At 63.6% G+C, this 11592-nt stretch carries 9 protein-coding genes and 1 pseudogene; all 10 read left to right on the top strand.

The features are described from left to right. Positions 1-11: 11 nt before the first annotated feature. The 10 genes and pseudogenes from ACF8MI_RS16925 (at position 12) to ACF8MI_RS16970 (ending at position 11584) form a co-directional block, all read left to right on the top strand. The gene (locus ACF8MI_RS16925) at positions 12-1661 is read left to right on the top strand and encodes an MFS transporter (RefSeq protein WP_060499320.1); all 1650 of its coding nucleotides are present in this window, start codon (positions 12-14) and stop codon (positions 1659-1661) included. Then, complete coding sequence (locus ACF8MI_RS16930; RefSeq protein WP_156866968.1) at positions 1658-2791, top strand: HlyD family secretion protein; 1134 nt, start codon at positions 1658-1660, stop codon at positions 2789-2791. Before ACF8MI_RS16925 ends, ACF8MI_RS16930 begins: the two co-directional genes overlap by 4 nt. 92 nt (positions 2792-2883) lie before the next feature. Then, positions 2884-3477, top strand: a complete 594-nt coding sequence (locus ACF8MI_RS16935) for a hypothetical protein (protein ID WP_060499318.1) — start codon at positions 2884-2886, stop codon at positions 3475-3477. A gap of 369 nt (positions 3478-3846) precedes the next feature. Beyond that, a pseudogene (locus ACF8MI_RS16940) lies at positions 3847-5145 on the top strand (MFS transporter). 110 nt (positions 5146-5255) lie between these two features. After that, on the top strand, positions 5256-5576 hold the full coding sequence (locus tag ACF8MI_RS16945; RefSeq protein WP_060499316.1) for a hypothetical protein: 321 nt from the start codon (positions 5256-5258) through the stop codon (positions 5574-5576). A gap of 575 nt (positions 5577-6151) precedes the next feature. Next, the gene (locus ACF8MI_RS16950; protein WP_156866969.1) at positions 6152-7213 is read left to right on the top strand and encodes a 3-deoxy-7-phosphoheptulonate synthase; all 1062 of its coding nucleotides are present in this window, start codon (positions 6152-6154) and stop codon (positions 7211-7213) included. A gap of 79 nt (positions 7214-7292) precedes the next feature. Then, positions 7293-7574 (top strand): peptidylprolyl isomerase, encoded by a 282-nt coding sequence (locus ACF8MI_RS16955; RefSeq protein WP_054884552.1) that lies wholly within the window; start codon positions 7293-7295, stop codon positions 7572-7574. 139 nt (positions 7575-7713) lie between these two features. Next, a complete protein-coding gene (locus ACF8MI_RS16960; RefSeq protein ID WP_060499423.1) occupies positions 7714-9513 on the top strand; it encodes an extracellular solute-binding protein in 1800 nt (599 codons plus the stop codon). Continuing rightward, positions 9510-10568 carry a microcin C ABC transporter permease YejB gene (locus tag ACF8MI_RS16965; RefSeq protein WP_060499314.1) on the top strand — a complete coding sequence of 353 codons (1059 nt, stop codon included), beginning with the start codon at positions 9510-9512 and terminating at the stop codon, positions 10566-10568. Before ACF8MI_RS16960 ends, ACF8MI_RS16965 begins: the two co-directional genes overlap by 4 nt. Next, positions 10568-11584, top strand: a complete 1017-nt coding sequence (locus ACF8MI_RS16970) for an ABC transporter permease (RefSeq protein ID WP_060499313.1) — start codon at positions 10568-10570, stop codon at positions 11582-11584. The genes ACF8MI_RS16965 and ACF8MI_RS16970 overlap by 1 nt, the downstream gene beginning before the upstream one ends. The last annotated feature ends 8 nt before the right edge of the window (positions 11585-11592 follow it).

Below are 11592 nucleotides of genomic sequence, written 5' to 3' on the forward strand. Positions count from 1 at the left end.
ACAGTCTGCCCATGGACAAGTACGCCCCACGCCAGTGGCTCCCCCACGAAAAACCCAGCCTGCCGGGCTCCCCCTCCACGCCCCTGCATTCGCCAGCCAAGCGCCTGGCCTACGGTGTGGTCGGCCTGCTGGTCGCAATCACCGGTGGCCTTGGCAACGCGTTGGTCACCGCCAACCTGGTGTTCCTGCAAGGCGCCTTGGGCGCGACCACGGCAGAAATGGCCTGGCTGCCTGCCGCCTACGTCATGACCAACGTGTCCATCAACCTGCTGCTGGTGAAGTTTCGCCAACAATTCGGCCTGCGTGCCTTCACCGAGGTGTTCCTGGTGCTGTACGCCCTGGTCACCTTCGCCCACCTGCTGGTCAACGACCTCAACTCGGCCATCGCGGTACGCGCGGCCCACGGCATGGTCGGTGCCGCGCTCAGCTCGCTGGGGCTGTATTACATGATCCAGGCGTTCCCGGCGCAATGGCGGCTCAAGGCAATGGTGCTGGGCCTGGGCGCCTCGCAGCTGGCACTGCCGCTGGCACGCATCTTTTCCGAAGACCTGCTGCAAATCGCCGAATGGCGTGGCCTGTACCTGTTCGAGCTAGGCCTGGCGCTGGCCGCGCTGGGTTGCGTGTTGATGCTCAAGTTGCCACCCGGTGACCGTTTCAAGACCTTCGAGCCCCTGGACTTCCTCACCTTCACCCTGATCGCCAGTGGCACAGCCCTGCTTTGCGCCGTGCTGTCGCTGGGGCGCATCGACTGGTGGCTGGAGGCGCCGTGGATCGGCGTGGCGCTGGCGGCCTCGATCGGCCTGCTCTTCAGCGGCCTGGCCATCGAGCACAACCGGCAGAACCCGTTGTTGATGACCCATTGGCTGGGCAGCGGTGCAGTCATTCGCCTGGCGCTGTGCGTGGTGTTGATCCGCATGGTCACGTCCGAACAGTCCACGGGCGCAGTCGGCTTTTTGCAGGCGCTGAACATGGGCAGCGAGCAAATGCGCACGCTGTACTGGATCATGCTGCTGGGTGCCTTGGCAGGCCTGGCCAGCAGCGCTCTCACCATCAACCCCAACCACTTGGTGATTCCGCTGTTCGTCTCATTGCTGGCCATGGCTGCCGGCGCCTTCATGGACAGCAGCTCCAGCAACCTCACGCGCCCGGCACAAATGTACTTCAGCCAGTTTCTGCTGGCCTTTGGCAGCACCTTCTTTCTCGGCCCGTCGATGGCCTTGGGCATCAGCCATGTGCGCGCCAACCCACGCAACCTGGTGAGCTTTTCGGTACTGTTCGGCATCTGCAACAACCTCGGTGGCCTGATTGGCGCGGCGTTGCTGGGCACCTTCCAGACCTGGCGGGAAAAATTCCATTCCAGTCACCTGATGGACCGCCTCAGCTACCTCGAACCCTTGGTCAATGCGCGTGTGCAGAGCGGCGGCAGCGGTTACGGCGGCATCATCGCCGACCCGGCCCTGCGTAGCGAAGCCGGCATGCGCCTGCTGGCCAGCGCCGCCACCCGCGAGGCGAACATCATGGCCTACAACGACGTGTTCGTGCTGATTGGCGGTATCGCTATCCTGACAATGATCTGGATCTGCATCCGTAGCACCTGGCTCTGGTACACAAAACGCCAGGCCGCCCTCACCGACTCCACCCCCGGCGCGCCCAACCGATGACCGACGACACCCGCACCACGACCACCACCGCCATCGCCGAAACCCCGGAAGGTGCCACACCACCCAGCGAGCCTACCAGCCCGGTACGTTCGCGGCGGGTACGCATCCTCTCGTCAATCAGTTTCGCCTGTGTGGCCCTGGCCGGCATCCTGCTGGTGCTGTATGCCTGGCGCCTGCCACCGTTCGGCAGCGCCATCGAAAGTACCGAAAATGCGCTGGTACGCGGCCAGGTGACCATCATCGGCCCACAACTGAGTGGCTACATTGTCGACGTGCCGGTGCACGACTTCCAGTTCGTCAAGGCCGGTGACCTCCTGGTGCAACTGGACGACCGCATCTACAAACAGCGCCTGGCACAGGCCATTGCCCAACTGCAGCAACAACAGGCAGCACTGGCCAACAACCTGCAGCAGCGCAACAGTGCCGAAGCCACCATCGCCCAGCGCCAGGCGGCCATCGGCGATGCGATGGCCCAGGCGATCAAGGCCAAAGCCGACCTGAGCCGCAACCAGGCGCTGGTCAACGACGGCTCGGTGTCGCGGCGCGACCTGGACCTGGCCCGTGCCAGCGAAGCGGCAGCGGTCGCCAGCCTGGCCCAGGCCAAGGCAGCGCTGGAAATCGCCCGCCAGGACCGTGAAACGGTGGTGGTCAACCGGGCCGCGCTGGAAGCATCGGTGGAGAATGCCAAGGCGGCCGTGGAACTGGCGCGCATCGACCTCGACAATACCCGCGTCACCGCCCCGCGCGACGGCCAGCTGGGGCAGATCGGCACACGCCTGGGAGCTTATGTGAATTCTGGCGCGCAGCTGATGGCGCTGGTACCCGACACCTTGTGGGTCATCGCCAACATGAAGGAAACCCAGATGGCCAATGTACGCATCGGCCAGCCGGCGACGTTCACCGTGGATGCCCTGAACCACCTGAAGTTGCAAGGGCATGTACAGCAGATATCGCCAGCCACCGGCTCGGAGTTCGCCCTGCTGCAGGCGGACAATGCCACCGGCAACTTCGTCAAGATTGCCCAGCGAATTCCAGTGCGCATTACTGTGGATGCCGGCCAGGACGACGCCAGGCGACTGCGCCCAGGCATGTCGGTGGTCGTCAGTATCGATACCCGAGGTGAGCCATAGCGATGCCGTCTTGCCACGATTGCGCCGCTCTAACCCGTGGGTTCTAATCTTCAGCCATCGGTTTTATCTTCGCCATTCAAGGACGTTTCACCATGTACAGGAAGATCATGCCGCTGGCGCTGCTGGCAACCCTGACAGGTTGCTCCGACAGCAGTGACACCCCCGAGGCCGGTTTCAGGAAAGCCGCCCAGGCCTACCTCGACACCCAGTATCCGCACTGCTTCGTCATCAGCTCATTTCCCACCAAGACCCAGGACTTCGACCTGCACGGCACCAACAAGGCGCTGCATGCCTTGGCCAGGGTGGGCGTGGTCAGTGAGAGGGAAATCTCGCGCACCGAGGTGCCTGCCCGGCTGTGGCAACCGGCACGTACGGACATCTACTATGCCTACGCGCTTACCGACGAAGGCCGCAAGTATTACAAGGCGGACCACGGCCTGTGCTTTGGCAAGGCGCAGGTAACAGCGATCGAACAGTTCAGCGCGCCAAGCGAAGCCACGGGACAGAAGACATCGAATGTGACCTATGCCTACACGATTACCGGGCTACCGGCATGGGCCGGTGATGAACAGGTCAAAGCCAGCATTGCCGAACTGGGCAAGGCTGTGGCCAGTCATGATGCGCCGCTCAAAGATACCCGGGCCATGGTGCTGACCCATCAGGGATGGCAACTGCGGGACAGGTAGTGGCTTGCCGGGTTTGCCCTGCAGCACTGGCTTGTCTGCCACAGACACATTCATGTCGCCCACAGACTGCGGCGTCTCGTCGCATACCACTGCCCCTTGGGCAAAACTGCGCAAGCCCGTAGAATCGCGCCTCCTTTTCGCCCGTCGCCTTGAACGGTGGCAACCGGCAGCAATGACAGAGTCCGTGCCTGAACACATGAACGCACATGTGAAATAGGCTCAACCCTCCCCGCGCGGCCCATTTCCCAAAGGGCCCAGCGGTTGAGTCTTGCCCAGGTCGCATCCGTGTAGCCACTCGCCCCTTGCCGGGTCGGGCCGGTGTGCGCGTCCGAGAAGGCGCTCATTCCGCTCATCCAACTAGAGGTACGTATGTCTCCGCGTTTGCTGGCCATGGCGCTGGCGCCCCTGCTCGGGTTGTTCATCATTGCCCTGGGCAACGGCTTCATGTCTTCCCTGACCACCCTGCGCCTGGGCGCTGCCGGTGAATCAGCCACCACCATCGGTATTGTCTCGTCGACCTACTTCATCGGCCTGACCCTGGGTGCAATCTTCAACGACCGGCTGATCTTGCGCATCGGCCATATCCGCGCCTACACCAGCTTCGCTTCGCTGATAGCCGCGACCATCCTGCTGCAAGGGTTGTTCTACGACGTCACCTGGTGGTCTGTGCTGCGCCTGATCAACGGCTGGGCAGCGGTCGGCGTGTTCCTGGTGATCGAAAGCTGGCTGCTGCTGGCCGGCGACGCCAAGATCCGCGGCCGCCTGCTTGCGCTGTACATGATCGCCTTCTACGGCGCCGGGGTAATCGCCCAGGCCGGCCTTGGCGAAATCACGTAGCTGGGTGACACCGCCCCCTTCATGCTGGCTGGCGTGCTGGCTTCACTTTCGGTGCTGCCCATCGTGATCTTGCCGCGGGTATCGCCCCTGCTGGACCAGGTCGAACCGCTCAAACCCCGCCAGCTGCTGGGTGTGGCACCGTCGGGCCTGGTGGGCTGCTTCGGCTCGGGCGTGGCCATTGCCGGGATCTATTCCCTGCTGCCGCTGTATTTGCAACGCATCGGCCTGGAGGTGGGCGAGGTCGGTAACATGATGGCTTGGGTGATCCTCGGCGCCATGCTGCTGCAATACCCGGTCGGGCGCTGGTCCGACCGCAAGGACCGCCAGGATGTGCTGATCGCCCTGGCCGCGCTGTGTGTGGTGCTGTCACTGGTCACGGTGTTCCTGCCGTCGGACTCGTTCCTGCTGCCAGCCATGCTCTTCCTGCTGGGGGGCGGCGTGTTCACGCTGTACCCGGTGGCGGTCAGCCACGCCGCCGACCGGGCACCGTCCGATGCGCTGGTACCGATGATTCAGGGCCTGCTGCTGATCAACTCGCTGGGCTCCGCCATGGCGCCGGTCGCCATGTCGCCGATGATGACCGAATTTGGCGAGGCCGGCCTGTTCTGGGCCTTTGCCGTGGTCAACCTGGGCATGGTGTGCTTCTTCATGTGGCGCCGTGGCAAACGCCCGGCGGCGGAGCACCCGGCGCCGTTTACGGCTTCGACCACGTTCTCGCCAACCGGCGCCGAACTGCGCGTGACCGAAGACCTGATGCACGCCGCGCAGGAGCATCCGCCGCTGGAGCCGGTAGAAAACCCGGCACCAGCACAGCGCTCGGAATATCATTGATCCCAGGGGCCGCTTTGCGGCCCCTGAAGTTACCGCTCGTCGCCCAAAGCGCACCCCGCTCCCCGCACTTGGCCAAACGAATGACAGACCATCCGCAAAGGAGACTTTCCATGATCCGCATTCGTCCGCTCTCCCTGTACCTCGCGCTGGCCCTGGCCAGCCTCACCGGCACCGCCTTCGCTGCCACCAACACCGATACACACACCAACACCGACGGTCGCCCACAGACCGATCAGTCTGGCGGCAAGACGGCGGGTGAGGGCAGCAGCGTCAACAGCCCCGGCAGTGGTAAAAGCAACGACAGCAGCGACACCGGCAGCAACACCGATGCCGCCGACGGCGCGAGCGGTGGCTCCAACAGCACCGGCGAGGCGACCGGCTCCGGTGCGGGGCACACCGGAGGCACTGCAGAGGACCAAGACAGCCACTAGCTCGGGCGTTATGGCCATTGAACCAACCAGTACAAAAACTAATGATTACCCCAATAGCATTTATCCATTGAATGGCCCGAACGAACTGAAGTAAGCTCGGGCTCATTCACTGGAGAGCAACATGCCGAAACACACCCGCAACCACGCCAACCACACCGGTCGCACCCTGCGCCCTGTGCTGGCCGTTGCTGGCTGCGTGGCACCTGCCAGCTATTACTTTGGGTATTGGTTTAGCCACTAGGCGCCGATACCCACACGGCGCCCACCTTCGAGGGGCCGCCGAACATGAGAATACTCAAACCCCCGGTCGGCTCCCCGACCGGGGGTTTTGCTTTTCAGGCCTTTGAACAACACCGATTCACATTGAGGACAGATTCATGAACTACGCCACTTATTACTACGCAAACACCTATGCCTGGCGATTTAGCCAATCCCGTTCGGGCCAGCCTGCCGCCTCCGACCGGTCTTCCACAGGTGGCAATGCAGCAGCCAATACGAATTCAACGATCTGTCGAACACCTCGATAGGGCCGACCACGCGGGCCAGAACCCGCCGTCCGCCCAGGGAAAAACGCCATGCAAGCTTCCAGCCTCGCCCTGCCCCTGACCCAGCCGCAAGCAGCCAACACCACCGTCAGCAAGCGCCTGCCCAGCCCGCACCTGCTCAAGCAGCAAATGCCGCTGTCCAGCGAACTCACCCAGCAAGTCCATGCCCACCGCCAGGCCATCCGCGACATCCTCGAAGGCCGCGATCCGCGCCTGTTGGTGATTGTCGGCCCCTGCTCGATCCACGACCCTCGCTCAGCCCTGGAATACGCCGACCGCCTCGCCGCTCTCAGCCGTGAAGTCAGCAACAAGCTGCTGCTGGTGATGCGCGCCTACGTCGAAAAACCGCGCACTACCGTGGGCTGGAAAGGCCTCGCTTACGACCCGCACCTCGATGGCAGTGACGACATGCACTCGGGCATCGCGTTGTCCCGTGGGTTGATGCTGAGCATGATCGAACGCGGCCTGCCGATCGCCACCGAGCTGCTGCAACCGATGGCCGCCGGCTACTTCGACGACCTGCTGGCCTGGGCCGCAATTGGCGCACGCACCACCGAATCGCAGATTCACCGGGAAATGGTCAGTGGCCTGGAGCTGCCAGTCGGCTTCAAGAACGGCACCGACGGCGGCATCGCCATCGCCAGCGACGCCATGCGCAGCGCCGCCCACCCGCACCGCCACTTCGGCATGGATGCGCAGGGCCACCCGGCGATCATCGAAACCCTGGGCAACCCGGACACGCACCTAGTACTGCGCGGTGGCCACAAAGGCCCCAACTACGATGCCCACAGCATCGCCATGGCCCGTCAGGCACTGGCCAAGGTTGGATTGCACGCAAGCATCATGGTCGATTGCAGCCACGCCAACAGCGGCAAGGACCCGGCGCGTCAGCCCGCCGTGTTCAACGATGTGCTGGCGCAGCGCCTGGCCGGCGATCGCTCGATCATCGGCGTGATGATCGAAGGGCACCTGTTCGATGGCTGTCAGGCGCTGGGCAAGGGCGCACTGAAATACGGCGTGTCGATCACCGACGGCTGCCTGGGCTGGGCCTCGACCGAAACCCTGTTGCGCGAAGCGGCACAAAAACTGTAAGGCGAAGCTTGCAAGCCTGGCGAGACATACCCCAAGCAAGTGCGCTAGGCTTGCCTTTTTACCCCAAGGAGCAGTACCCATGGCCCGTGCAACCGCCCGCCACATCTTGGTCGCCACCGAAGATAAGTGCAACGAACTCAAAGCCCAGATCGAAGCAGGCGCCGACTTCGCTGAAATCGCCAAAGCCAACTCCACCTGCCCGTCCAGCCGTCAGGGCGGTGACCTGGGCTCGTTCGGCCCAGGCCAGATGGTCAAGGAATTCGACACCGTGGTGTTCAGCGCACCGGTCAACACCGTGCAAGGCCCGGTGAAAACCCAGTTCGGCTACCACCTGCTGGAAGTGACCAGCCGCCAGGACTAAGTCCTCGCAGCCGATGAAAGTCCGTGTGGGAGCGGGCTTGCCCGCGAATAGGCCAGACCAGACAACCTCGTTGCCTGGGCCGACGCATTCGCGGGCACGCCCGCTCCTACAGGGTTTGTGGGGCCTGTTCTTGCTTTGTCTGGCTTTCAATACCCAAGCCGCCCCCACCCACGCACTCACCGTCTACGGTGAAGCCCCCCGCTACAACGCCAGCTTCCAGCACTTCGACTACGTCAACCCCAACGCCCCCAAGGGCGGCATCCTGCGCCGCTCGGCCATCGAGATCGGCCAGTTCGACCACATTCTGCCATACATCGACAAAGGCATTGGCGTCAGCGAAGTGGATGGCCTGTTGTATGCGCCACTGGCCGTGCGCTCCTTCGATGAACCCTATACCGTCTATGGCCTGATCGCCCATAGTATGGAGCGCGGCCCCGACGATGCCTGGCTGCGTTTCAATATCGACCCGCGTGCCACCTTCGCCGATGGCAAACCGGTGCGCGCCGACGATGTACGTTTCACCTTCGAGCTGTTGATGAACAAAGGCAGCCTCAAGTACCGCACCCAGTTCGCCGAGGTCACTGGCGTGACCGTGGAAAACCCGCACAGCGTGCGCTTCGACTTCAAGCCCGGGCACGGTCGCACCCTGGCCCTGGACCTCGCCAGCCTGCCGGTACTGCCCGAACACGACTGGCAGCAACGCGACTTCGCCAACGGTGCCGGCTTTGACAAGCCAGTCGGCAGCGGCCCTTACCGCATCGGGCGCATCGACAACGGCCGCAGCATCACCTTCGAACGCGACCCCACCTGGTGGGCGCGCGACCTCCCCGCCAGCCGTGGCCGCTACAATTTCGACACGCTGCGCATCGAGTACTTCGGCGATACCGAGGTGGCCCGGCAGGTGCTCAAAGGCGGGGGTTACGACTACAACCGCGAGTTCTCCGCCACCGCTTACACCCTGGGTTACAACGGCGCGCAACTGGAGGATGGTCGCCTGCAACGCGCCCACCTTGGCCCGGCCAAACCGCAAGTAGCCCAAGGCTTCGTGTTCAACCTCGACCAGCCGCAGTTCAAGGACCGCCGGGTGCGCCAGGCGCTGGGCATGTTGTGGGACTACGAGTGGAGCAACCGGCAGATGATGCGCAATATGTACATCCGCCAACAAAGCGTGTTCTCCAACACTCCGCTGGCGGCCCGCAAGCTGCCGGATGCCGGCGAGCTGAAGCTGCTTGAGCCGTTGCGCGGCAACGTACCGGAAGAAGTGTTCACCACCGTGTTCAGCGCCCCGGTCACCGACGGGTCCGGGATCATCCGCAAACAACAGTTGCAGGCCCTGGCCCTGCTTGAACAAGCCGGTTGGCACCCCGAAGGCGACCGCCTGGTGAACAGCGACGGCACACCGTTGGCCTTCACCTTCCTCAACGGCCAGTCGGGCATGGAGCGCCTGCTGCTGCCGTGGAAGCGCAACCTGGCCCAGATAGGCGTCACCCTGAACATCCGCAATGTCGACCCTGCCCAGTACGTCAACCGGCTGATGGCGCGTGACTACGACATGATCGTCACCGGCTACCCGGTTACCCTGTCGCCGGGTGCCGAGTTGTACAACTACTTTGGTTCGGCAGCCGCCCACGACCCCGGCTCGAACAACCTGATGGTGCTGCAAGACCCGGCCGTGGACCGCCTGATCGATGGCCTGGTGCGTGCCGACACCCAGGCCGACATGCTGCAGCACGCACGCGCCCTGGACCGAGTGCTGCAATGGAACTACTACTGGATCCCCAACTACTACCCGCCAGGTAGCTCCACCGCCTGGTGGAACCGCTTTGGCCTGCCCAAGGTCCAGGCGGCCTATGACGAAGGCCTGGACACCTGGTGGGAGATAAGCCCCACCCCGCTGACCAACGCGCAAATGGCTGAACGCCAGAAGGCCTTGCCATGACCACCTACATCCTGCGCCGTCTGTTGTTGATCATCCCGACCTTGCTGGCGATCCTGCTGGTCAACTTCGCCATCGTCCAGGCTGCGCCGGGTGGCCCGGTAGAACAGGCCGTGGCGCGCCTGCAAGGGCTTGGCGGCGGCGCACCCGGCGCACGGGCCGAAGTGGTGCACGGTGACTCCCGCGCCACACGAGGCCTGGACCCGAAACTGATCGAGGCGATCAAGCGCCAGTACGGTTTCGACAAGTCCGCCCCCGAGCGCCTGTGGCTGATGCTGGGCCAGTATGCCCGGCTGGACTTCGGCAACAGTTTCTTCCGCGGCACCACGGTCACGGACCTGATCCTGGACAAGTTACCGGTGACCCTGTCGCTGGGTTTCTGGGCCACGCTGATCACCTACCTGGTGTCGATCCCGCTGGGCATTCGCAAGGCGGTGCGCCACGGCAGCCGCTTCGATGCCTGGAGCAGCGCGCTGATCGTGGTCGGCTATGCCCTGCCCTCGTTCCTGTTCGCCCTGCTGCTGATCGTGCTGTTCGCCGGTGGTACCTCGCTCAACTGGTTTCCGGTGCGCGGCCTGGTTTCGGATAACTTCGATGAACTCAGCCTGCTGGGCAAGGTTGCCGACTACTTCTGGCACCTGGTGCTGCCCGTCGGCGCCTTGGTGATTGGCGGTTTCGCGACCCTCACGTTGCTGACCAAAAACGCCTTCCTCGACGAGATTTCCCGCCAATACGTGGTCACCGCCCGGGCCAAAGGCCTGAGTGAACGCCGGGTGCTGTATGGCCATGTACTGCGCAATGCCATGCTGCTGGTGGTAGCGGGGTTGCCGCAGGCACTGATAACGGTGTTCTTCGCTGGATCCTTGCTGATCGAAGTGATCTTTTCGCTCGATGGCCTGGGCCGCATGAGCTATGACGCAGCGGTGTCGCGGGATTACCCGGTCGTGTTCGGCACGCTGTTCATCTTCACCCTGGCGGGCCTGTTGATCCGCCTGATCGGGGACCTGTCGTACACGTTGCTCGACCCTCGCATCGACTTCGATACGAGGGCGCACTGATGCTTTCCCCCGTCTCGCGCCGTCGCCTGCAACGCTTTCGCCGCAACCGCCTGGGCTGGGTCTCGCTGTGGCTGTTCGCCGGCCTAATGCTGTTGAGCATGTGCGCAGAGCTGGTGGCCAACGACAAACCACTGCTGCTGGGCTACAAGGGCGAGCTGTACATGCCGGCACTCAAGCGCTACACCGAGCAGCAGTTTGGTGGCCAGTTGCCGTTCCAGCCCGATTACCGCAGTGCGTATGTGCGCCAACTGATCGCGGAACAAGGCGGCTGGATGCTGTTCGCGCCCATCCCGTTCAGCGCCGACACCCCCAACTACGACCTGCAAGTCCCCACCCCCAGCCCGCCAAGTGCAAGCAACTGGCTGGGCACCGACGACCAAGGGCGCGATGTGCTGGCGCGGGTACTGTACGGCACGCGGGTATCGCTGCTGTTCGCGTTTGCCCTGACCGTCGTCAGCGTGCTCATTGGCGTGATAGCCGGCGCGTTGCAGGGCTACCACGGCGGTTGGGTCGACCTGCTCGGCCAGCGCCTGCTGGAGGTGTGGTCAGGCTTGCCGGTGCTGTACCTGCTGATCATCCTCAGCGGCTTTGTCGAACCGGATTTCTGGTGGTTGCTGGGGATCATGGCGCTGTTCTCCTGGCTGACGCTGGTCGATGTGGTACGGGCCGAGTTTCTGCGTGGACGAAACCTGGAGTATGTCAAGGCAGCCCGGGCGCTGGGCCTGCCGGACAGCCAGGTGATGTTGCGGCACATCCTGCCCAATGCCATGAACGCAACCCTGACCTATGTGCCGTTCATGCTGACCGGGGCGATCACCACCCTGACTGCGCTGGATTTTCTCGGGTTCGGCATGCCGGCCGGGAGTGCTTCGCTGGGAGAGCTGGTGACCCAGGGCAAACAGCACCTGGAGGCGCCGTGGCTGGGCTTTACCGCGTTTTTCGCGCTGGCGGTGATCTTGTCGTTGCTGGTGTTTATCGGGGACGCCTTGCGTGAGGCGTTCGATCCCCGAGGATAAGTTTGCAG

Source organism: Pseudomonas sp. yb_9 (assembly GCF_043103635.1).
Classification (GTDB): Bacteria; Pseudomonadota; Gammaproteobacteria; order Pseudomonadales; family Pseudomonadaceae; genus Aquipseudomonas; species Aquipseudomonas monteilii.

Coding starts and splice junctions, on each gene's coding strand:
- ACF8MI_RS16925 (WP_060499320.1), top strand. CDS start 12: ATGGACAAGTACGCCCCACGCCAGTGGCTCCCCCACGAAAAACCCAGC.
- ACF8MI_RS16930 (WP_156866968.1), top strand. CDS start 1,658: ATGACCGACGACACCCGCACCACGACCACCACCGCCATCGCCGAAACC.
- ACF8MI_RS16935 (WP_060499318.1), top strand. CDS start 2,884: ATGTACAGGAAGATCATGCCGCTGGCGCTGCTGGCAACCCTGACAGGT.
- ACF8MI_RS16945 (WP_060499316.1), top strand. CDS start 5,256: ATGATCCGCATTCGTCCGCTCTCCCTGTACCTCGCGCTGGCCCTGGCC.
- ACF8MI_RS16950 (WP_156866969.1), top strand. CDS start 6,152: ATGCAAGCTTCCAGCCTCGCCCTGCCCCTGACCCAGCCGCAAGCAGCC.
- ACF8MI_RS16955 (WP_054884552.1), top strand. CDS start 7,293: ATGGCCCGTGCAACCGCCCGCCACATCTTGGTCGCCACCGAAGATAAG.
- ACF8MI_RS16965 (WP_060499314.1), top strand. CDS start 9,510: ATGACCACCTACATCCTGCGCCGTCTGTTGTTGATCATCCCGACCTTG.
- ACF8MI_RS16970 (WP_060499313.1), top strand. CDS start 10,568: ATGCTTTCCCCCGTCTCGCGCCGTCGCCTGCAACGCTTTCGCCGCAAC.